The sequence below is a fragment of the Sphingomonas pituitosa NBRC 102491 genome (genome assembly GCF_001598435.1).
Taxonomy (GTDB): Bacteria; Pseudomonadota; Alphaproteobacteria; order Sphingomonadales; family Sphingomonadaceae; genus Sphingomonas; species Sphingomonas pituitosa.
In genome coordinates this window covers 513,561-535,633 of record NZ_BCYY01000002.1, presented here as the reverse complement: position 1 = coordinate 535,633, position 22,073 = coordinate 513,561, and the positions used below count along the sequence as shown (strand labels likewise).

14 protein-coding genes and 1 pseudogene are annotated in these 22,073 nt (G+C 65.8%); 7 read left to right on the top strand and 8 right to left on the bottom strand.

The features are described 5' to 3' along the window. Nucleotides 1–223 precede the first annotated feature (223 nt). The 3 genes from SPI01S_RS22965 to SPI01S_RS04800 all read right to left on the bottom strand — a co-directional run bounded on the left by SPI01S_RS22965 (nucleotide 224) and on the right by SPI01S_RS04800 (nucleotide 2,099). Entirely contained in the window at nucleotides 224–613 is a 390-nt protein-coding gene (locus SPI01S_RS22965; protein ID WP_245653474.1) for a transposase, read from the bottom strand. Next, nucleotides 591–953, bottom strand: coding sequence for a transposase (locus SPI01S_RS22960; RefSeq protein WP_245653473.1), 363 nt, complete (start codon nucleotides 951–953; stop codon nucleotides 591–593). Before SPI01S_RS22960 ends, SPI01S_RS22965 begins: the two co-directional genes overlap by 23 nt. A 162-nt stretch (nucleotides 954–1,115) precedes the next feature. Next, nucleotides 1,116–2,099, bottom strand: a complete 984-nt coding sequence (locus SPI01S_RS04800; protein ID WP_066718854.1) for a GlxA family transcriptional regulator — start codon at nucleotides 2,097–2,099, stop codon at nucleotides 1,116–1,118. A gap of 135 nt (nucleotides 2,100–2,234) precedes the next feature. Here SPI01S_RS04800 and SPI01S_RS04795 point away from each other — a divergent pair, with 135 nt between their 5' ends. Together SPI01S_RS04795 and SPI01S_RS04790 are read left to right on the top strand one after the other, a co-directional pair. Next, on the top strand, nucleotides 2,235–2,942 hold the full coding sequence (locus tag SPI01S_RS04795; RefSeq protein WP_157084556.1) for a DJ-1/PfpI family protein: 708 nt from the start codon (nucleotides 2,235–2,237) through the stop codon (nucleotides 2,940–2,942). Nucleotides 2,943–3,053: 111 nt separating this feature from the next. After that, nucleotides 3,054–3,911, top strand: coding sequence for an NmrA family NAD(P)-binding protein (locus SPI01S_RS04790; RefSeq protein ID WP_066718850.1), 858 nt, complete (start codon nucleotides 3,054–3,056; stop codon nucleotides 3,909–3,911). A 43-nt stretch (nucleotides 3,912–3,954) separates the two neighbouring features. On the opposite strand, the gene SPI01S_RS04785 is transcribed toward SPI01S_RS04790, so the two are convergent. Continuing rightward, entirely contained in the window at nucleotides 3,955–4,503 is a 549-nt protein-coding gene (locus tag SPI01S_RS04785; protein WP_066718847.1) for a cysteine hydrolase family protein, read from the bottom strand. 95 nt (nucleotides 4,504–4,598) lie between these two features. On the opposite strand from SPI01S_RS04785, the gene SPI01S_RS04780 reads away from it, so the two are divergent. After that, nucleotides 4,599–5,546: a GlxA family transcriptional regulator gene (locus tag SPI01S_RS04780; protein WP_245653472.1), complete on the top strand. Its 948-nt coding sequence runs from the start codon at nucleotides 4,599–4,601 to the stop codon at nucleotides 5,544–5,546. A gap of 7 nt (nucleotides 5,547–5,553) precedes the next feature. Here the strand turns inward: SPI01S_RS04780 and SPI01S_RS04775 are convergent, their stop codons facing one another. Next, nucleotides 5,554–6,690, bottom strand: coding sequence for a DJ-1/PfpI family protein (locus SPI01S_RS04775; RefSeq protein WP_066718841.1), 1,137 nt, complete (start codon nucleotides 6,688–6,690; stop codon nucleotides 5,554–5,556). Nucleotides 6,691–7,086: 396 nt separating this feature from the next. On the opposite strand from SPI01S_RS04775, the gene SPI01S_RS21685 reads away from it, so the two are divergent. From SPI01S_RS21685 to SPI01S_RS04760, 4 genes are all read left to right on the top strand, one after another. Beyond that, entirely contained in the window at nucleotides 7,087–7,278 is a 192-nt protein-coding gene (locus SPI01S_RS21685) for a DUF4982 domain-containing protein (protein WP_084253254.1), read from the top strand. Nucleotides 7,279–7,813: 535 nt separating this feature from the next. Further along, nucleotides 7,814–10,771 carry a TonB-dependent receptor gene (locus SPI01S_RS04770; RefSeq protein ID WP_066718839.1) on the top strand — a complete coding sequence of 986 codons (2,958 nt, stop codon included), beginning with the start codon at nucleotides 7,814–7,816 and terminating at the stop codon, nucleotides 10,769–10,771. Nucleotides 10,772–10,854: 83 nt separating this feature from the next. Next, a complete protein-coding gene (locus SPI01S_RS04765) occupies nucleotides 10,855–12,441 on the top strand; it encodes a rhamnogalacturonidase (protein ID WP_066719007.1) in 1,587 nt (528 codons plus the stop codon). A gap of 22 nt (nucleotides 12,442–12,463) precedes the next feature. Continuing rightward, nucleotides 12,464–14,650 (top strand): GH92 family glycosyl hydrolase, encoded by a 2,187-nt coding sequence (locus SPI01S_RS04760; protein ID WP_066718837.1) that lies wholly within the window; start codon nucleotides 12,464–12,466, stop codon nucleotides 14,648–14,650. 542 nt (nucleotides 14,651–15,192) lie between these two features. On the opposite strand, the gene SPI01S_RS04755 is transcribed toward SPI01S_RS04760, so the two are convergent. The 3 genes and pseudogenes from SPI01S_RS04755 to SPI01S_RS04745 form a co-directional block, all read right to left on the bottom strand. Beyond that, nucleotides 15,193–18,375: a glycoside hydrolase family 2 TIM barrel-domain containing protein gene (locus tag SPI01S_RS04755; RefSeq protein ID WP_084253253.1), complete on the bottom strand. Its 3,183-nt coding sequence runs from the start codon at nucleotides 18,373–18,375 to the stop codon at nucleotides 15,193–15,195. 163 nt (nucleotides 18,376–18,538) lie between these two features. Continuing rightward, a pseudogene (locus SPI01S_RS22595) lies at nucleotides 18,539–18,760 on the bottom strand (transposase); the annotation flags it as partial. Nucleotides 18,761–18,827: 67 nt separating this feature from the next. Next, nucleotides 18,828–21,731, bottom strand: coding sequence for a glycoside hydrolase family 2 protein (locus SPI01S_RS04745; RefSeq protein WP_218017573.1), 2,904 nt, complete (start codon nucleotides 21,729–21,731; stop codon nucleotides 18,828–18,830). Nucleotides 21,732–22,073 lie beyond the last annotated feature (342 nt).

Sequence of the window (22,073 nt, the reverse complement as noted above, 5' to 3'; positions counted from 1 at the left end):
CCTGAGGCGGTTTTTTTGTACCTGTCTTCCGCGGCGTCTCGGAATGCCGCTTCGGCCCCGATCAACGCCAGGACGTCGATTTGCTTCTGGCGGGTATTCCCCGGGCTACTCTCCACGACCCCCAGCGGATGCAGTACCGCTTCGACGGCAAGGAGACGCGGATGGCCCTCACCCGCTATCCCGACCAGCCGCTTCTGGGTCGGGCGGATGTTGTAGTGACATTTTAGTCATTTGAGCCAAAGCACGATGCCGGCGAGTTTGACGAAGCCGAGGAAATTGGCGGCGAGTTTGTCGTAGTGGTGGCAGTGCGGCGTTGACGCTTGAGGTGCCCGAACATGCGCTCGATGCGGGTGCGGTGTCGGTATCGACGGAAGTCATAGGCGATGGGTTCGCGCCAGTTGGCCTTTGGCGGGATGATCGGGAGGATACCACGCATCAAAAGGTTCGCCCGGACCGCATCGCCGTCATAGCCTTTGTTGGCCAGCAGCGCCTTGGGCTTACTGACAGGCAAGGCCATGAGGTGATCGACAGCGCCGTAATCCGACGCTTCGCCGCCGGTCAGGATGCAGCAGAGAGGGCGTCCCTGATTGTCAAAGCGAGCGTGGACTTGCACGTAAAGCCGCCGCGTGATCGCCCAAAAACCACCTTATGAGTCCCGCTCTAGCACCCGCTGCCGAGCCATGGACGCGAACCGTGGTGCTGTCGATCATGTGCTGCCAGTCATCGATCAGCCCAAATTCGAGCAGTGTGGCCAGAATCGCATCCCACGCGCCTTGTTCCGCCCAACGCCGTAACCGCACATAGACCGAGTTCCACTTGCCGTAACGCTCGTGCATGTTGCGCCAGGGGCAGCAGACCCGCAGCACATGCAGCATGCCGTTCAGAAACCGCGGATTGTCAGGAGAAGGTCGCGCCTTTCGGTCGCGCTCGGACGGTAGTAGCTCCTCGAACAAACCCCATTCTTCGTCCGTCAGTTCCCCACGCGCCGTCGCCGCTCCCCGCAAAGCGCAGCTTTGAATGAGAGATCATGCCGTTTGAGAATCCACTCGCGTGCGCCACACGAACGAGAAGCTGGGCCATCGCAGCGCCGTAAAAGGCGTGCGACGTTCAATACCTCATATTATCGGCGGCCAGCACGTAGATCCGTCAGCACCGGGAGCGAAGGGCCGGTCGAGGCGCCGCTGTATCTGCGGCGGATGACCGAAGCTGCGCAGGAAGGCGGCGCGCATGCGCTCGGCGTCCGTGAAGCCGACGACCCGGGCGACCGTCGCGATCGGCTCGCTGGCGTCGCGCAGCCGAATGCGGGCGGCTTCGCAGCGCAGCCGCTCGATCGCGCGCGCGGGCGTCTCGCCGGTTTCCTTGCGGAACAGGCGGGTGAACTGGCGCACGCTGAGGCACGCCGCATCGGCAAGCCGATCGACCGACAGCGGTTCCGACAGGTGGTCGCGCGCATAGGTCAGCGCCCTGCGGATGCGATCGGTCTGCGGTTCCATCTGGGAGATTGCCGCATATTGCGACTGCCCGCCCGGTCGCCGATGGTAGACGACGAGCTCACGCGAGGTTGCCTTGGCGAGTTCCGCCCCGTGATCGAACTCGATCCGCGCGAGCATGAGATCGATACCCGCCGTCATGCCCGCGGAGGTCCAGATGCGGCCGTCGTTGACGAAGATCCGATCGGCATCGACCGTCACCTTCGCATAGAGTTCCTGCAGCCGGCGGGCGAACTGCCAGTGGGTCGTCGCCCGCTTGTGGTCCAGATAGCCGGCGGCGGCGAGCAGGAACGCGCCCGTGCAGATGCTCGCGATGCTCGTCGCCCCGGCAGCCGCGCGACGAATGCCTGCGACATTGCCGGCCTCCAGCATCGGTTCGATCCTGCCGCCGACCGCGATGATCGCCTCCAGCGGGCACGGTTCCGCCTGGCGGGTTGCCAAGGCGAGACCTGCGTCGCCCTGGATGGACCCTCCGTTTTCGGAGAAAAGCGCGATCCGGTAGTGTTCCCGTCCGAGCAGACGGTTTGCGGCGGTCAAGGTCGCCGTCGGGCCGGCGAGATCGAGCAGCTGGAACCCATCGCACAGGTAGAAGGCGAACGACGCGGACATGGCACCTCCCAGATCGGGTGATCGTGTGACGTGACTTCGGAATCGGGCTGTGGCCGAAATCGAGGGATCATTGTCCTACAGCCATCCGGGGGCGTGGGATAGAGGATGAGAGACCATCCTCCCGTGGAACCAGCCATGAAGATCACGTCCTACGACAGCATGCTCGCCGCCCTCGCACCCGAGGGGGTGCGGCCCTTTCACGTCGGCATCCTCGTCGGCCCCGGTTTCGTTCCGATGGACATTGTGGGCATCCAGACCGTGCTGGCGATGATGCCGGGTTCCCAGATCCACTTCCTCTGGAAGAACCGCGACATGGTCGAGGGCTTCCGGTCCTGGCCGACGCTGCCGACCACGACGTTCGACACGTGCCCGCCGCTCGATGTCTTCGCGGTCGGCATGAACCCGCCCGAGGTGCAGAACGATCCGGAGGTGATCGCCTTCACCCGCCAGGCAGCGGGAAGCGCGCGCTACGTGATCGGGGTGTGCAACGGCGTCGCGCTGCTGGGCGCTGCCGGGCTGATCCAGGGACGGACCGTGGCCAGCAACTTCGCGGCCGAAGGCCTGCTCGAGGCGCTTGGCGCGGCCAAGGTGCTGGCATCGGGCGCGGGCGCGGCGGTGGACGGCAACCTGTATACCGCCGGCCCCGGCATCGGCAGCTTCGAGGTGGCGCTGCTCGTCGCGGCGGACGCGTTCGGCCGGGAGGCGGGGGAACTCGCCGAATTCGCGATCGAATATGATCCGCACCCGCCATTCCGGACGGGAAAAGTAGAGGATGCATCGCCGCAGATGATCGAAGCCGCCCGAGATATGATCGGCCCGATCATCGCCCAGTATCGCCGCTGAACGGCAAGCGCCCGCGTCGCGGGGACGATCGGCCCGCAAGGCGCACCCCGTATCGCAGAACCACGCCATTCCGGCCGGCACGCCGGTGGTATCATCGAGAAGGAATATCGCATGTCCTACATCATTCACGGCGCGACCGGCGCCCAGGGTGCGCCGCTGCAGGCGTTGATGCTCGCGTCGAACCTGAACGCGCTCGCCGCGGTGCGCGACCCGGCCAGCGCGAAGGGCAAGCCCGCCATCCAGGTCGACAACGGCTCGGTCGAATCGCTGATCGCCGCCTATGCCGGCGCGGACGGCGTCTTCGTCCACCTGCCACAGGCAGCGGAACCGGCGCGGCTGGAGCAGGCGAACAACATCGCCGCGGCGATCGCGGCAGCCCGGCCGAAGCGCGTGGTGATCTCCACCAGCGGTGCGATCGTCGATCAGCCGGAAAGCGTGCTGCAGGCGCCGGCCGAGAGCGCGATCGGCACGCTGCTGCGCCGCGTTGCGGAGACCGGCGTTTCGCACGCCGTCGTCGCGCCGCGGCTATACCTTGAGAACCTGCTGCTGCCGATGGTGCTCGGACCGGTCCAGGCGGAGGGCCGTCTGCCCTATCCGCTGCGCGCGGATTTCGCGGCGTCGTGGAGCTCGCACCTCGACGTGGCCATGGTAGCGGAGCGGCTGCTGACCGACCATGCCGTCACCGGCATCGTCGGCATCGGTCACCTGCCGGGCTTGACCGGACCGGAACTGGCGCAGGGCTTCTCCGCGCATTTTGGCCGTGACGTCCAGTTCGAGGCGCTGTCGCCGGAAACCTTCGGTACGCAGCTCGAGCCGCTGATCGGCCCGGCCGCCGCGAATATCGCCGGCTTCTATGCCGCACTGTCGCAGCTGCCGGACAATGTGATCGCATCCGACACCGCAGCCCAGCAGCGGCTGGGCCTTGCCCCGCGCGGCGTGGGGCAGTGGCTCGCCGATATGGGCCTGTAACGATCGGGCCGGGGGCATCCCGAATGCCCCCGGCCTGTCCGGTTCAAGCGGACAGCAGATCGGCGGTGGAAACCACCTTGGCATAGGCGAAGGCAAGCGCAGCCATGAACGCCGCATGGACCTGGACGGCGGGCACATCGATGCCGTCGAACGACAGCGCCCGCGTGGCGCAGGCATCGCCGACCACCGTCACGCCGTAGCCGAAATCGAAGGCGGCGCGCGCCGTTGCGTCGATGCACATATGGCTCATCGCGCCGACGATCACCACTTCCTCGACGCCTGCTTCGTCCAGCAGCGCCTTCAGCCCGGTGTCACGGAACGAATTGGGGTAATGCTTGGTCAGTACCGTCTCGCCCTGGATCGGAGCGACGGCCGCGAGGATCGCGGTGCCGGCCGTACCGACGGCGAACGGCGCCTCGGCCGAACCGGGCGTCTCGTGCCGGATATGGATGACCGGCTCCCCCGCGTCGCGCGTGGCGGCGAGGACGCGGCGGGCATTGGCGACCGCCTGCTCCAGCTTTTCCAGCGGCAGCTTGCCATCGGCTTCATATTCGTTCTGCAGATCGACGAGGATCAGCGCGCGCTTGGCCATTGTGTCTTGCTCCTTCTTTGACAGCAGGGGCCTTCTATCGGTCCAGCACAGCCCCTATCAGTGGCGCGTACGACAAAATGCGGGCCGATAACGACATGATCGAGATTGCCATCCTGACCTATCCCGGTGCGCAGCAGGCGGCGGTACTCGGCATGATCGACCTGCTGGCGGCAGCGGATCGTGCGGCCGTGCCCGCGCTGTCGGTGGGGCAGTGGGCGGTCGTGGACGGGACGGTGTCGCGCATCGACGGCATGGGCGCGGGCGAGGATGCCCCCACCATATGCATCCTGCCGCCAACGCTGGGCGGGCCGCGCGACGATATCGATGCGGTGCTGCTTCACTGGCTGCGTGCACGCCATGCCGACGGCGCGGTGCTGGCCTCGGTCTGCCTGGGGGCGTTCGTGCTGGGCGAGACGGGCCTGCTCGACGGCCGGACGATCACGACGCATTGGGCCTATGAGGATCGCTTTCGCAGTCGCTTCCCCCGCACGCGGGTGGATACCGACCGCATCCTCATCGACGACGGCGATATCGTCACTGCCGGCGGGGTGATGGCGTGGACCGACCTGTGCCTTACGATCATCGCCCGTTTTCTCGGCCACGCCGCGATGCTGGAGGTGGCGCGGGGCTTTCTGATCGATCCACCCGGGCGCGCCCAAAGCTACTATAGTGGGTTCAGCCCACACACGGGGCATAAGGATGCAGCGATCTCGCAGGTGCAGGATTTCCTGCACGAAACCGCCGGCAAGGTCGTGGACGTGCCGACGCTGGCAGCCAAGTCAGGGCTGGAGGAGCGCACCTTCCTGCGGCGGTTTCAAAAGGCGACCGGCTACACCACGACCGAATACTGGCAGCGCCTGCGGGTATCCGGCGCCAAGGCGATGCTGCGTGAGACGCGGCACGCCATCGACCAGATCGGCTGGGACGTGGGCTACACGGATGCCAGCGCGTTCCGAAAGGTGTTCCACCGCATCGTCGGCCTATCCCCTTCCGAGTACCGTCGGCGGTTTTCGGAGGAGGGACAGGCCGAGCAATTAAAATGACCTGCGATCATTTCAGGCCGGGATATTCCATGAACAGCGCGACGTGGCGCGCAGCCTTCGGACCATAGGCTTTCGCGATATCGGCCAGCGCGATGTCGAGCGCATGGGTCGCCTGATGCGCTTCGAGCGGCGCGAGCATGCGTTCAACCTTCGCCGAGCCGGCGTCCATATCGGGCAGCAGCACCAGGCCGTGGGCCAGGCGCAGCGGCGCTTTGGTCGCCGCGACGGCATAGGCGAAGGTGTTGCCCGTCCGGCTGTAGGACTCCGCCGTCAGTGCAAGCGCGATCTCGTCGTCGCCTGTCTTGACCGGAATGCCCAGCGTGACGTCGGGCTTCGCATCACGATCCGGCATGTCGGCATTGCCGGGATCGGACTGGAAGGCGTCGCTGTTGTGGCGGGAACTCCAATTGTCGATGCCGACGTCGCGCGCGACCTGGGCTGCCTTTGTCGGGCCTGCGATCGCTTCGGCAAGCGCGATCGAGGTCGGCATCGATGCGCTGACCCCTGCGCTGGACACCACCTTGCCATCGGCGACGTAGCGGATGTTCTTCTCCCACTTCACCTTGGGGAAGCGCTTCGCCCGAAATCCTTCGTTGCTGTAGTGCGAGGTTGCCCGGTGGCCATCGAACAGACCCGTGTTTGCCACGGCCATCGCGCCATAGCAGATGCTGATGACCGTGCAGCCCTTGCGCGCCTGGGCCTTGATCCACGCCAGCAGATTGGGGTCATTGTCGTTCTCGACCGCCGGCACGAAGATATAGTCGGCGCCTTCCGGGTGGCTTTCATCGAACGCGTCAATGGTCGTCTGAAGCTGAAAGGTGAGCGGCTGCATCTTCACGGGCCCCGGCGTGACCGAAACCGATATGACATCGGCCACACCCGATCGCGCCATCACCCCGAACGGGACGCAGAAATCGCTGATGATGGTGCCTTCGTTCAGCCCGACAATGGCTACCAGCGGCTTCGTTCGGCCAAAGCGCGGCTGGTAGCGCGCGATCTTCTCGGGGGTGGGATTCCGCGATGCGTCGAACATGGCGGACGCAGTCGTGGTTTGCCCGGCAATCGCCACTTTGCTGCCAACGACCAGGCCACCGATCGTCGCTGCTGCAGAGGCGATCGCCGTCCGTCGATTGATGTCGTGCATGGGAACTCCCGGTTGTCACTGTGTGTGGCAACCTGTCGCTCAACGCCTGTCATGGCGTAAAGGACGTAGATCCGTGCATTTCAGCCACAACTGACGCCGGCTGACGAAGCGCCCTGTCTCTCGCTCTGGCTGCGGAAATCCGGGATGGATAAACCACTGAGGGCGATTGCTGAGAAGGCTTATTTCTGAAGTTCCAAGCCGTTATTTGGCAGAGATCACGGAACGAGGGAAACTCGCAGGAGAAGGGGGGCAGGGTGCGCATCGTCACGATCCGCCAATTGCCCGCGACCCTTCTGCGCTTGGCGACCGCTGCTATTGCGGTGCTGAAGATCCACCCGCACGCGGTCGCATCGCTACCGGCTCTACAAGTCGCGATGGCGACCGCAGGAGCGGTTCGTGCACATCCTGCCGCACTGGACGTTTCAGGGCAGGGGAGGCCAGTTTACCCCGATCCATGCGTTCAGCTCTGCCGATGAGGCGGAATTGTTCGTCAACGGCAAGTCGCGGGGCCGCCGACGAGATAGGCATCGACGGTCCGACCAACCATGCGATAGCGTGATCGCTCTCCGCGACGTTGCGAACGTCTGATGGAGAGGCCTCCTGACCGGCGCATGGAAGCTGTATCGAGGGCGTCGGCTGCGAGGGAGCGGTTTGCGTGCGGGGGCTTCCAATCGGCGTAGGAACACGGCCGTGGCAGCAGGGGCTGCGTGGAGCCATCCTCCATGGTGCGGCTTCCCGCGGTGGTGTTCTCTGACTGCTCCCGACCCAGACCCCGCTGCGCAGGCCGCGGACTTGGTCACGCGGCAGTCGTCCGACGCACGTGATGACGTCAGCTACTTCGTCGAGAGAACGTCAAGTCGATCATCAGCGCGCGGGCGATCAGCGCTCTGCCGAAATTCTAGGGCGCGGTGAGCGGTTCACCGCAATCTCGCACTGTCTCGTAACGATCGCGAATAGATGTGCTGATAAATCAAAGCATTAACTGCGCCAGTGCGCATGTTTGACAAAATAATTCATTTTGCATTAATTGGTCCGACCAAGAGGTCCAGCCACTTCGACCGGCCGAAAGTGCCGGAGAAGTGGCGGTGTTGCGGGCTGTGCCCGCCAAAGGAGAGGGGTTTCCATGACGATTGTCGTTGACGTTTCACGTGGTTCGCTGGCCGCTGTTCTGCTTGCCGCTACCGCGCTTACCGCCGTGCCAGCACTGGCGCAGCAAACGCCGGTTACGCCAGCGAGCGATACGGCAGCCGCCCAGGACCGCGGCGTAGAAGAGGCCGAAACGCAAGGCGAAATCGTCGTCACCGGCTTTCGTCAGAGCTACTCCGACGCCATCCGCTCCAAGCGCAACGAAGTGGCAATCACGGACGGCATCTCGTCCGATGGCCTCGGCCGTTTCCCCGATCTAAACGTAGGTGAGGCGCTGCAGCGGGTGCCCGGCGTGCAGATCAACCGGGAGGCCGAGGGCCGGAACGCCACGATCAACCTGCGCGGCCTGCCGGGGGAATATGCCCGCATGACGCTGAACGGCGTTGCGTTCGCCGAGCCGATTTTGAGCGAGGCCGCACCGCTGGGGGCGTTCAACGCCGATATCTTCAGTGCGATCGTGATCGACAAGTCGCCGATGGCCAATGCCCAGTCGGGCGGCCTTTCAGGCAATGTCGACCTGCAGATCGCCACGGCGCTTAGCCGCAAGGAAGGAGGCTTCATCAAGGCCTCGATGGAGTATAACCAACTGGGCGAAACCTTCGCCCCTGGCGCAACCATAGGCTACAATCACCTGTTTTCGGACAGATTCGGTGTGTTCGGCGTGCTTGCCTACAAGCACGAGAATTTCCGTCGGGATTCGGTGCAGTTCAACAGCTATTCGAACTTCTCGGCGGCGCAGGCGCAGGCCAATGCGAGCGTTCTCGGCAGCTATTACGCCAACTCGGCAGCGTGCCCGTCATGCACCGGAACCACCACCACGAAGGGGGTGCTCTACGAATCGTCGATGCGGCAATATTCGCGCCTCAACGAAGGCGACCTCTACACGGGCGCTGCGGGTGCCGAGTGGAAGCCGAACGACGAGACGCGGCTGAGCGTTACCGGCTTCTACACCGATCGCCGGCTGCCGAAGACCAACCAGTACATCCTGATCGTCGGGGAAACCGACGCCAGCGGCCTGACCGCGAAAACCAATCCGGTGCAGTTGAGCGATGGCCGTTACGTCGTAACCGACATCGACTTCACCAACCCGGATTCGCGCATGTCCACTCGCAGGCTTGGCATTCGCCAGCGTAGTTGGGGCATCGACGGCAAGGGCGAATGGAGCAACGACGCGTGGCGCATCACCACTATGCTGACCGCGTCCAAGGCGGATAACAAGTCCGAAGAAACCTCGATCGACTTCGACCGCATTCAGACGGCAACCGGCAACGGCGCGACGGGCACGCTGCGCACCGGCGCGGGAGACATCTCGAACTTCTATTATTCGCTGTCGCCGTCGCCGCTGGTGACGAGTGCGGTGCCGACCTGGTATTGGGGCGGCGTTACCGACCCTACCCAATATTACAACACGCCGACCTCCGTCGGTCGCACCAACCGCATGCAGTTCACCGGGACTCAGAGCTATGCCACCAATGAGCTGCTTGCCGGCCAGGCCGATGTTGAGCGTACGTTCGAAGGGAGCGTGCTGAGCGGCATCCAGGTGGGTGGGCGCTACGAGCATAACCGGTTCATCTCGCGGGGCTATCGCACCTCCGCTTATGGCCTGCAGGTGCAGAACATCACCGGCGGGCTCGTCACGACCGCGCCGGTGGTGGCCGATTTCTTTGGTGGCAAGCTGGGAACCTATACGACCAACTGGCAGGCTACCCGCTTCGACGATGCACTTGCGGCACTGACGCCGGTGACGATGTACCCGGGCGGCGAACTCTCCCCCTCGGGCTACAACATCCGCTACAATGACAATAACTATGCCCTCTATAATTTCACCAATCAGACCGATATCGCATCCGTCTACGGCCAGCTGAAATATGAGTTCCACCTGGGCGGCGTGCGGGTTCGCGGCAATGGTGGCTTGCGCTATGAATATGCCCGCAACACCATCGACGCGCTCGACCGCGTCAAGCTGACCGGCACGATCGGTTCGCCGAGCGACTTCAAGACCAACACCTACAGGCAGAGCTACGGCAAGTGGCTACCGTCGTTCATCCTGGTCGCCGACCTGACCGACAAGCTGCTGCTGCGCGGTGCCGCATACCGCACCTATGTCCGCCCGCAGCCGCGCCAGTTCACCCCGGCGACGGTGGTCGGCAACCCCGACAACGGCGTTTATGCGCTGACGCTCGGCAATCCCGGTCTGAAGCCTTATGACTCGACGTCGTTCGACGTATCGGTCGAGTGGTACAACCGTGCCAACGGCATCGTCTCGCTGGCGGCGTTCCAGAAGCGGATCACCGGCCTGATCGCCCAGATCACCGATCCGACCAAGCTCTGCCCGGCCGACGGCAGCGCGCTGGGCCTGGGCACGCTGCGGATCAACGGCGATCGGTGCGAGAGCAGCCTGATTTATACCGGCGGGGCGGTGCCGACGCCCTACCTGGTATCGGCCAGCGGCTTCGTGAACCAGACAAACCCGGTGACGGTGCGCGGCTTGGAATTCAATCTCCAGCAGTCGCTCGACTTCCTGCCGGGTATCCTGCGCCACCTGGGTGGTGGCTTCAACTATGCCTTCACCGATATCAGCGGCAAGACCTCCAGTGGGGCGGCGGCCACGCTGCCGGGCGTATCGAAGCACAACGCCAATGTGATCGGCTATTACGAAACCAAGGATTACGGCCTGCGCCTCGTCTACAACGTGCGCAGCAAGTACGACCTTGCCTCGGCGGGCACCTTCACGGGCGCAGCGCGCCAGGTCAAAGCGCGAGGGCAGTTGGATCTGTCCGCCTCGTACAACGTCAACGAGCAGTTCTCGCTCTCGTTCGATGCGTATAACCTCACCAACGCTATCCGCATTGAATATGAGAACGATCCCCGCCTGATCCGCCGTGCGGATTATGACGGCCGCACCTTCACGCTGACGGCGCGCGCCACCTTCTGAGATCGGCCTGGCCGATATCCTCCCCCTTGGCGGCGCCATCCGTTGTATCGAGGCGCCGCCTACTTTTTCATCGGATGAAGAAGATGAACGGATGCGTGTTCGACCGGCGGGGGGTGCTGACGGGCGCGGCGGCGATCGCCGCGGTTGGCGTTGCACATCCGCTGCGGGCGACCGTCGCGATGGGCGGGGCGGTTCTCGACGTCCGCGCCTTCGGGGCGAAGGGCGACGGCAAAACACTCGACTCCCCCGCGATCAACCGGGCGATCGAGCATGCCGCGGCGCGGGGCGGTGGCACCGTGTGGCTGCCGGCGGGCACCTACCGGTCGTACAGCATTCGCCTGCAGAGCCACATCACCCTGCACCTGGATAGCGGCGCGGTACTGCTCGCCGCCGACACGCCGGTCGAGGGCATGGCCAGCGGCGGCTACGACCATGCGCCGGATCTTCCCCCCGGCTATGCCGCCTATCAGGATCACGGCCATGGCCATTGGCGCAACGCGCTGATCTGGGGCGAGGGTCTGGAAGACATCGCGATCGAAGGCCCCGGCCTGATCTGGGGCAAGGGCCTGGGCCGCGGCCATGAGTATGACGTCGGCCGGCCGATCTCGGGCAGGCCCGGCGTGGGCGACAAGGCGATCGCGCTCAAGCTGTGCCGCAACATCACCCTGCGCGATTTCCGCGTGCTGGAGGGCGGCTGGTTCGCGCTGCTCGCCACCGGCTGCGACAACATGACGATCGACAACCTGCTGATCGACACCAACCGCGACGGGCTCGACATCGATTGCTGCCGCAACGTCCATGTCAGCCGCTGCACGATCAACACGCCCTGGGACGATGCGATCTGCCCCAAATCCTCGTTCGCGCTGGGCTACCCCCGCTGGACCGAAAACCTGACGATCAGCGACTGCACGGTGAGCGGCAGCTATGCGATCGGATCGGTGCTCGACGGCAGCTTCCGCCCGTTCCCGCCCGCGCCGAAGAGCACCCATGGCCGGATCAAGCTGGGCACGGAGAGCAATGGCGGTTTCCGCAACGTGACGATCAGCAACTGCGTGTTCGACACCTGCCGCGGCCTCGCGCTGGAGACGGTGGACGGCGCGCGGCTGGAGGACGTGACCGTCACCAACCTCACCCTGCGCGACGTGACCACCGCGCCCATCTTCCTGCGCCTGGGCAAGCGGATGCGCGGGCCCGCCGATGCGGTGCCGGGCACGCTGAAGCGGGTGCTGATCGACAATGTCGTCGTCTCGGGCGCGGCGCCGCTGCCCTCGATCATTGCCGGGGTAGCCGGCCATCCAGTGGAGGATGTGCGGATCAGCAACCTGTTCGTCGAACAGGTCGGCGGGCAGGGCGCCGCCATGGCCGCGATCGACCCGCCCGAAAACGAGGCCGGCTATCCCGAGCCCAACATGTTCGGGGAGCTGCCCGCGACCGGCCTGTTCGTGCGGCACGCGCGCAACATCGCGCTGTCGCATGTCGAGATCCGCACCCGCGCCGCGGATGCGCGCCCGGCCTTCTGGCTGCGCGACGTCGACGGCTTCGATGCGCACGACCTCCGCGTGCCGCAGGGCACCGCCTTCCAGCTCGACGCGGTGACGCGATTCCGGCTGTGGGGCAGCCGCGACCTTGCGGATCGCCGCGTGGATGGACCGATCCGCACCAGCTGGTAATTTGCGTACAGGGGAGAAGACGATGCGCCATGGAACCACCCGCCGCCTTACGCTGGCCGCGCTGCTGCTGGCGGGCATCGCGGCGCATCCGGCGGCGGCGCAGACCGATCTTGCCCGCTATGTCGATCCCAGGATCGGCACCGGCAACGACAACCAGGGTGATACCGTGCCCGGCCCGGCGCGCCCGGCCGGCTCGGTCCATCCCAGCCCGGAGACGCTCACCGGCAGCAATGCCGGCTATGACAGGGATGCGCCGCTGAGCGGCTTCGCCCAGCTGCACACCCAAGGGTCCGGCGGGCGGACGACCTATGGCACCTTCCTCGTCTCCCCCCAGACCGGCGATCCGGTGTTCGACGAGGCGCAGCACCTTTCGCCCAAGGCGGACGAGCGGCTGGCGGCGGATGCCTATGCCGTCACGCTCACCCGCTACGGCATCCGCGCGGAGGTGACGCCGGCGCCCTACGCCGCCCTCTATCGCTTCACCTATCCGGCGGGGAAGCCGGCGACCCTGGTGTTCGACATCACCCGCAAGATCCGCGGCGAGCTGGCGAGTGCCGGTGCCGACGTGACGCTCGATCCCGCCACCGGCCGGATCACCGGGCGGGTGCGGGCGCGCAGCTACTGGAACCCGGCCGAGGTCGACATCTGGTTCGTCGCCCAGCTCGATCGCAAGCCCACCCGCTGGGGCGTGCGCATCGGCAGGGAAGACCGCGCCGGCGCAACCAGCGCGACCGCGCCTGCCGATACCCAGCTCGCCGGCTGGTGGCAGTTCGACGCCAGCCCGGACAAGCCGGTGCTGATGAAGCTGGCGGTATCCTTCACCAGCGCCGAGCGCGCCGCCGAGCTGCTCGCCGAGGATATTCCGGGCTGGGACTTCGACGGCGTGAAGGCAGGCGCCCGCGCCGACTGGAACCGCGAACTCGCCCGCGCGACGATCGACGGCGTGGGCGATGCCGACAAGCGCCGCTTCTACACCGCGCTCTATCACAGCGCGATCCAGCCGCGCGACCGCAGCCGCGACCAGACGCCCGCCGACCGGGCGACGCCGCACTGGGACGATTACTACACGCTGTGGGACACCTATCACACCGGCTTCCCGCTGATGTCGCTGCTGCGGCCCAGCGTCTATCGCGGCAATGTCGCCTCGATCGTGCGGACCTTCGAGCACTTCGGCGCCGCGCACACCGCCTTCATCGCCGGGCGCAACTATCCTGTCGGCCAGGGCGGCGACGAGGTGGACAATGTGCTGGGCGAGGCGCTGATCCGCGGCGTGCCCGGCATCGACTGGCGCAAGGCGGCGCCGGTCGCGCTGCACAATGCGTGGGAGGAGCGGCGGCCGCGCTATCTGGTCGACGGCTGGCTTGCGGTGGGCGATCGCAGCCCGGAGCCGGACAACCAGCGCGCCAAATCGGGCTCGTCCACCCCGGCGTTCGCGCTCAACGACTTCTATGCGGCAAAGCTTGCCGAGGCGATCGGCAGCACCGACGAGGCCAAGGCGCTGCTCGCGCGATCGGGCAACTGGCGCAAGGTCTGGAACCCCGATGCGACCAGCGACGGCTTCACCGGCTTCATCCTGCCGCGCTATGCCGATGGCCGCTTCCAGGCGATCGATCCCAAGCTCGGCTGGGACGGCACCACCTATGACAATGTCGGATTCTACGAGGGCACGGCCTGGGTCTATTCCTACACCATGCTGCACGACGTGCCGGGTATGGTGGCGGCGATGGGCGGGCGGGAGCGCTTTGTCGAACGGCTGCGCCACGCGCTCGACGCCAACCTGATCGACATCACCAACGAACCGAGCTTCGCCACGCCCTGGCTGTTCAGCGATGTCGGCCGGCCCGACCTCGCCAGCTACTGGGCGAACCGGATCTTCGAGCGCTTCACCGCCGACGCCTATCCCGGCGACGAGGACAATGGCGCGATGAGCTCGCACTATGTGTTCAACCGGCTGGGCCTGTTCCCCAAGCTGACCACCGACCTCTATTATCTCCACGCGCCGCACCAGCCGCAGGGGGTAATTACTGGGGAGGACGGGCGCCGCTTCGTGATCACCGCGCGCAACTGGAAGCCGGGGCGGATCTACATCGCTTCGGCCGTGCTGAACGGCAAGCCGCTGACCACGCCGTTCCTGCACCAGGCCGACATTACGGGCGGTGGCGAACTGGTGCTGACCCTTTCCGACAAGCCGACCAACTGGGGGCGGTGAGGGGCGGCGCGGCTAGCGGCAACTGTCGCCCCATGTGTGGACGTTTCGGTTCGCAAAGTGAGGGCGGCTACGACTAAGACGGTAGCGGACGATCGAGCGCCCAGCCATCTTGTCCGATGGGGTCAAATGGGGAACTCTGTCTCTGCATGCGGAGGAACCTCGCTTGTCTCCGACACCAGCCATCGCCGTCGGCATCGGATTCCCCCTCAAGACAGCGATCTGCCTCATAGATGCAAACCGCCACATCCCCTTCACGAGCGCAGGCAATTTTGCGCACTTTCACCCGGGAGGCTCTGTTCATCGAAGCCGAGTCCGCTACCCCGACGACAGTCAAATCTTGAACCAAAGCATATCCACTTTCGATTGCCATGATCGTTTTCGTGGAAGGGATCGAGGCCAGTGAAGAGTGCCGTGCGACACAGCCGCATAGCGCACATAGCAACGCGGCAAGCAGGGCAGCGCGACTGAACTTCACGAGATCTGTATATCACTGATCGTCGATGAGGTTAAGTCCGGTTTCCACCACAAAACGCCCCGCCGCGCTACTCGGCCCGTGCCGGTAACGCCGCCGCCACCGCCGTTCCCGCCCCCGCGAACGGCGTCAGCCGGAAGGCGAACCGGCGCGGGGCGAGCGGCACGCGGTATTGCGGCAGCGGGCGCCCGTCGGCGTTCCACTGGGTGTCGCCGCCGACGCCCGACTGGATCGCATCGACCAGCAGCGAGACCTGGTCGTGCGGGACGATGTCGCTGCTCCGCCGCGTGCCCGGCGCGCGGCGCGACAGGTCCGCATAGGGGAAGGCCAGCACATTGGCGGAAAGCGGTGCGGCGCCGGCGATGCGCAGGCCGGGCACGCCGCCGCCGGTCAGCTCCATCCAGCGTACGTCCGTCTTGTTGCCGGTTTCCTGGGGGCGCATGTAATCATGGTGCTGCTCGGCGATGCCGCCGCGCCACAGGCCGATCGCGGCGCCGGTCTTGCGATCCTGATAGCTTTCGTGCGGGCCCCGGCCGTACCATTGGACGGTGCGATAGGCCTGGGGCAGCGCGTAGAGGAAGCCGATGCGCAGCGGATCGGGCAGGTCGGCGCGCAGCGGGGTGAAGTCGCCGTCGACGTCGACGGTGCCGTCCCCGGCCATGCGATAGCGGGTGACGAAGCGCACCGCGCCGTCGCCCATCGCCTGCCGCACCGTCACTTCGGCGCCGCCGCCGGGCAGCGCCTTCGCCTCCACCGCCTCGGTGACGCGCGCCTCGGGCATCGCGGTCCACCGCGCATTGTCCGCCGCCGGACGGGTGCCGACGTCGTTGTCGGTCAGCCCGCGGGTGAAGTTGGGCGTGCCGCCGCGCAGCATCTCCACGCCGCCCTTCGCGTAGCCGACCAGGCCGGTGCCGCGCGCGACGGTGAGCGTGGCGCCGCCGGCGGCGAGTATCACCGCGTCCTTCCCGGCGGTCATCGTCACCGTGCCGGTGGCGGGTGCGGGCAGCGGCGCGGGGTCGTTGAGCGCGAACTGCTCCCAGCCGATCACCGTGCCGGCCGCCACTGCCGGGATCGTGCCGGCCCTGGCCCGCGCGCGGAGGGTCACGAGATATTCGACGCCCGGCGTGCGCGCGATGCGGTCCAGCGGGAGGGTAAAGTCCTCGCGCCCGCGTGCGGCGGTGTGCAGCGCCGGGCCTGCCCCGCTCGCCACCTGCACCCCGTCGGCGGTCACCTGCCAGTCGAAATCGAAGCCGGACAGGGTGTTGAAATCGTGGCGATTGAGCACCGTCAACCGCCCGGCGGCTGCCTCGACGGCCGCGAACTGTACCGGCGCATAGACCTTGCGGACCTCGAACAGATGCGGGTTGGGCGTGCGATCGGGCTGGTTGAGCCCGTCGCCAAACTCGATCTCGCCGCCCGGATTGGGGCCGTAGCTGCTGCCGTCGCCCCAATAGTGCCGGCCGTCGGCGGTGGTGCGGTTCATCGACTGGTCGACCCAGTCCCAGATGAAGCCGCCCTGCAGCCGGTCCGGATGCGCGTAGATCGCGTTCCAATAGTTGATCAGGTTGCCGCCCGAATTGCCCTGCATGTGGGCATATTCGCACTGGATCATCGGCTGGGCGAATTCGGTGTGCCGGGCATAGTCGAGCATCTTGTCGACCCCGTCATACATCGGCGCGTAGATGTCGGCGAAGGCGTTGGGGCGATGGTCCTGCAACTGGGTCCAGCCGAGATAGGAAATCAGCCGTGTGGGGTCGAGCGCGCGGGCGGCGGCCGCCGCCGCCTCGAAATTGGGGCCGTTGCCGGATTCGTTGCCCAGTGACCAGAAGATCACCGAGGGGTGGTTCTTGTCCCGCTGCACCATGTTGACGACGCGCGAGACCTGGGCAGCGCGCCAGGCGGGATCGTAGCCGATCTCCAGCTTGGTGCGGTTGGCACCGTTCTCGCGGGCGTTGACCAGATAGCCGTGGCTCTCGATGTTCGCCTCGTCCATCACATAGAGGCCGAGTTCGTCGGCCAGGGCGTAGAGCCGCTCGTCATTGGGATAGTGCGAGGTGCGCAGCGCGTTGATGTTGTTGCGCTTCATCAGCTCGAGATCGTGCCGCATCGAGGCTTCGGAGATGACGTGGAAGCTGTCCGGATCATGCTCGTGGCGGTTGACGCCGCGGATCGTGATCGGTCGTCCGTTCACCGTGACCAGGCCGTTCCGGATCGCGACCGTGCGGAAGCCGATCCGCTGCGCCGTTGCCTGCAAGACCCGGCCGCGTGCATCGACCAGTTCGACGAGCAGGGTGTAGAGGTCGGGCGTCTCCGCCGTCCAGGCGCGGACCGCCGGCACGGTGGCGGTGAGGCCGACAACCTCTCCTGTCACCCGCGTGCTGCGCGCCAGCACGACGCGATCGCCGTCGCGCAGCGTGGTCCGCAGCGTAAGCCCGCGCGCCGCGGCGCTGGTGGTGAGCGCCAGATCGAGCGCGCCGTCGCGATAGGCGTTGGCGAGGCCGGCGCGTACCCGGATATCCGCCACCCGCGCTCTGGGCGCCGCGATCAGATAGACCGAGCGCTCGATGCCCGAGACGCGCCAGAAATCCTGGTCCTCCAGATAGGAACCGTCGGACCAGCGGAAGACCTGGATCGCCACCGTGTTGCGGCCGGGATGCAGCGCGCGGGTGACGTCGAACTCGCTGGGGAGCTTCGAGTCCTCGGAATAGCCGATGCGCTGGCCGTTGACCCACACCTGATAGGCCGAGCCCGCCGCACCGATGTGCAGGATCACGTCGCTGCCCTTCCAGTCCGCCGGCAGATCGATGGTCCGGCGATACGAGCCGACCGGGTTGGTCGCGTGCGGGATCAGCGGGCGGTTGGCGGGGAAGGGATAGGTGATGTTGTTGTAGCGCGCCTGATCGAACCCTTCCGCCTGCCAGTCGGCGGGCACGCGAATGTCCTTCCAGCCGGACACGTCGTAGCCGGGCTGCTCGAAGCCGGTCGGCAGCTTGTCCGCATTCGGCGACAGCGCGAATTTCCACAGCCCGTCGAGCGGGAGATAGCGCGCGGATTGCTCCATCCGCCCCTCCAGCGCTCTGGCCGCACTTTCGAAGGGAAACCCGCTGGCGCGCGCCGGGAGCTTGCCGCGCGCAAAGACCGCGGGATTTTCCCAGTCGGGACGGGCCGCATCGACCTGGACCGGTTGGACCTGACGCTCGTCCGGGGCGAGGAAAGAGGCCATCGCGAGGGCGATCAGGCGGGCTTGCGGCATGCGACATCCGATCCATGGGCAGACGGCGCACGATGCGTGGGCCGGCCTGCGGTGTGGGACGGAGATGCATGACCTGACAGGCCAATGTCAAATGTGGCTAGGCCAATTCCCGTTTACTACTGGGTGCCCGGTTTTCACGTGCGATCGCCTCGAGCGACCTGCCCCTCCTTGGCGTTTTCGGGATGTCGCGCTCCTCGGTCACGCGGGCCAGTTCGCGCTTCAACTGGCGGATTTCGGCGTTCGTCCCGACATTGCCTGATACCATTTTCGCCAGTTGCCGCTTCCAGGCATCCAGCGAGTGCTGGCTCACGCCGAGCCGCTGCGAAACCTCCGCTACCGGATACCCCCGCTCGGTAACCTGGGCCACCGCATCGCGCTTCAGGATCCAAGGCGTCCAGAATTCTAGGGGCTGCTCCGTGGTCGGTCGGGAAATGCGTGTCCAAGGCTCCCTCTCAGTCGGGCGCCAGAATATCCGCCTCAACGATGCTGAGCCGCCAACCGGCGGGAACGACGTCGGCGCCCACGCTTGCTGCGACCTTATCGTTCTTCACCTCGACGATATTCCCGAAGGCATCCCGGTCCGCGGTCGGACCATCGAGTGCAATCCGCAATCGGCTTCCAGTGGTGGGCGTTATGGGGATGTTGACATAGCCCAGAGACTTGCTGGTGGTGCCCTCGAAGATCGTATTTCCGTCCAGCGTGATGCGTATCGGATAGGCGCGGATGCGCCACCCGGTCAGCCGCAACGATACCTGCGACACGCGCTCGGGCCGGGCGAACCTATACTCGATCCATGCCGTCTCGGGCCGGCCATCGCTGCTCCAGGTCGTCGCCTCATTGTCGTCGTGCGACGCGCCGGCGCTGTCGGCGTTCGATCCGGCGGTGATCGCCTGCACCCGCACCGTGCGGGCGCGCGGTACCACTGTGGAGGTAGCGGGCGTTGGCCCCCGCCACAGTTCGGAGGGCTGGGCATCTTCTGGGAAGCTTGTCGAGAGCCCGTCGCGCACCGGCGCGGCGACGCTGGTGACGGAAAGTGACGCTGGCGGGAGGCCCGCAGCGGTTGCGGTCAACCGGATCTTGCCGGCGCTGGTCGCCGAGCGGATCAGGACGCGATTGATGCCGAGTTCCACCGGCAGCTGTCGGGAGAGGATGTAATTGTCCTGCTCGCGGGCCGTGCCGGTGGTGGCCGTCACGCCCGGCTCGGTCTTGCCCATGGTCGCGACCGCGGCCCGCTGCCTGCCGCGTGAATCCCCCTGCGCCATGCCGCCGCGCCATTCGGCAGGCCCCTCCAGGCGGAAGTCAACGGGATTGAATGCCGTCGGCACCCGTTGCCCGCGGGCATCCACCACCTCGACGTCGACGAGCATCAGGTCGGCTCCGTCCGCGACGAAGCCGCGCGGGCCGGTATGCGGCGTCAGGCGCAGCGCCGCCGGCGGCCCGGCGGTTGTCAGTACATGTTCCGCTGTCTTTCCGTCAGCGTAGGTCGCCACCGCCCGAAGCGTCCCAGGCGCATAGGCCAGGTCCTTGAAGGTGAAGAGGAAGCCGTCCTTCTCGCCCTTGCCCAGTGAGCGGCCGTTGAGAAACAGCTCGACGCTGTCCGCATTGGAGGTGGCATAGACCGACTTCACCGTACCCGGCGCGTAGGTCCAGTGCCCAACCAGGTGTACGTGCCGTCCGCCGCTCTCCACCCAGCCGTCCCAAATGCTGCGATGGACATACCAGGGATCCTTGGGCAGGCGCAGCCCGTCGACCACGCCGGAGCGACGATAATTATTGTCGCCGCGGAAGTGCGAGTTAGAATCCGTGAAGCCGATCTTCACGCCACCCGCGTTGCTGCGATCACCGCCGCCGGGCCGCTGCACGTAATAATCGAACCAGCGGCGAGCATCTTCCACCGCCATGCTCTCGACATTGCGGTTATAGTCTGGGGCATCCTTGTGGAAAGGGGGCGTCCAGTCGTCCTGATAGGCGCGGGCTGCCTCGTCGCGAGAATACTCCATCTGCCACAAGGGCTTGCCGCCGCTCTTGTTGATGTACAGCATCTCCCCGCCATAGTCCGCGCTATCGCTGCCTAGCATCTCGCGGGCGCCCATCGCGCGGCTACCATGCGGGTCCCAGCGCTGCTTAAGCGCCAGCAGGTCCGCCATGTGGCTTTCGGTGATGCCCTTGTTCCCGCCCTCGTAGAACAGGATCGACGGGTTGTTCCGATTGTAGATGATCGCATCTTGCATGAGCGCAACGCGCTGCTTCCAGCGCGCTTCGTCCTTGGGATCGCCCTCGCTGTCGCCAGCGGGCATCGCCTGGAGCAGTCCCAGCCGATCGGCGGAAAGAATGTCCTGCTTGGCGGGGGTGACATGCATCCACCGCACCAGATTGCCGTTGCTGCCGGTGATCAGCCCGTTGGAGAGATCGCTGATCCAGGGCGGGACGTCAGGACCGACTGCGGGCCATTCGTTGGTCGAGCGCTGCGCGTAGCCCTTGAGGTGCAGCACCTGGCCGTTGAGCGTTACGACCCCGTGATCGAAGCGCGTGGACCTGAAGCCGGTCCGTATGTCCACCGCGTCGATGATACGGCCGCGAGCGTCCTTCAGCGCGCCGGTGACGGTATAGAGATAGCCATAGCCCCAGCTCCAGAAGTGCAGGCCGGTAAGGCGCTTGCTGGCCCGGACCGACGCTGCCGTGCCGGGGGCAATCGTCTGCTGATCGCCTTCGAAGCTGGCGACGACCCTGCCGTTGAGATCGCGCACCGCGACCGCATATCGAACCTGGAGCGGCGTGGCCCCGTCGTTGCGCACTTCGCTGTCGGCATGCACCGTAGCGGCGGCGCCGGGCACATCGAAATCGTCGGCCCAAACATAGGTGCCGCTGGTACCGAGCGAACTGTACAGCGGCAGCGTCTGGTAGACCGGGCCGGTCAGGTGCAGCTTCACAGGCTTGTTGATGCCGCCAAAGTTCGCGAAGAAGTTCTTGTCCTGCCACTGAAACTTCGTGGCGGTCGCCCGTTCGCGATAGTCCCAGTGATTGTCGACACGGACCGCCATGACATTGTCCCCGGGCCGCAGCGCGTCGGTGATGTCGACCCCGAAAGCCATCACGCCATTCTCGCTAAATCCCACTCTGGTGCCGTTAACCCAGATGTCGGCAGCCTGGCGGACGCCTTCGAACTCCAGCAGCACACGCCCGCCCGGTACCCGCGCGGGCAAACGGAAGTGCTTGCGATACCAAACGATCCCTTCGGCATGGTCGTGTCCGTCAACGGCGAATGCCTGGTCTTCGTTGAAGGCACGCGGCAAGGTGATCGGCTGCCAAGCGCGATCCTCTAGCGCAGGGGCTGAGAAGCCGGGATCATCCCCCACGTGCATCTTCCAGTTCCGACTGAACTCGTAGCTTTGGCGCGGAGAAGCGACGTGCGTGGATGCGCGCTGAGCGAAAGCCGGCGTGTAGCCGCCCGCCAGCGCTGCAGCTGTGATGAGGACAGGGGTGTACCTCATAAACTCTCCCTAGGCGGCTTGTTCCGCCACGGTCCGACAACTTCAGAATATGGTCAAGCCAATTCTCATTTTATGTTTGCCTGTACCACATAATGGATTTTGTTGCGCCTTTGATGTCGCCCGCGGTCCACCGCCCCCAGCACCCGATCGCGCAATTCCCGCGAGTAACTCTGCCCATATCGCCAACCCGACGCCGCCTCCGTCATG

Excerpts from the sequence above, each read along its gene's own strand:
- SPI01S_RS04800 (WP_066718854.1), bottom strand. The coding sequence starts at position 2,099 with ATGTCCGCGTCGTTCGCCTTCTACCTGTGCGATGGGTTCCAGCTGCTC.
- SPI01S_RS04795 (WP_157084556.1), top strand. The coding sequence starts at position 2,235 with ATGAAGATCACGTCCTACGACAGCATGCTCGCCGCCCTCGCACCCGAG.
- SPI01S_RS04790 (WP_066718850.1), top strand. The coding sequence starts at position 3,054 with ATGTCCTACATCATTCACGGCGCGACCGGCGCCCAGGGTGCGCCGCTG.
- SPI01S_RS04785 (WP_066718847.1), bottom strand. The coding sequence starts at position 4,503 with ATGGCCAAGCGCGCGCTGATCCTCGTCGATCTGCAGAACGAATATGAA.
- SPI01S_RS04780 (WP_245653472.1), top strand. The coding sequence starts at position 4,599 with ATGATCGAGATTGCCATCCTGACCTATCCCGGTGCGCAGCAGGCGGCG.
- SPI01S_RS04775 (WP_066718841.1), bottom strand. The coding sequence starts at position 6,690 with ATGCACGACATCAATCGACGGACGGCGATCGCCTCTGCAGCAGCGACG.
- SPI01S_RS04770 (WP_066718839.1), top strand. The coding sequence starts at position 7,814 with ATGACGATTGTCGTTGACGTTTCACGTGGTTCGCTGGCCGCTGTTCTG.
- SPI01S_RS04765 (WP_066719007.1), top strand. The coding sequence starts at position 10,855 with ATGAACGGATGCGTGTTCGACCGGCGGGGGGTGCTGACGGGCGCGGCG.
- SPI01S_RS04760 (WP_066718837.1), top strand. The coding sequence starts at position 12,464 with ATGCGCCATGGAACCACCCGCCGCCTTACGCTGGCCGCGCTGCTGCTG.
- SPI01S_RS04755 (WP_084253253.1), bottom strand. The coding sequence starts at position 18,375 with ATGCCGCAAGCCCGCCTGATCGCCCTCGCGATGGCCTCTTTCCTCGCC.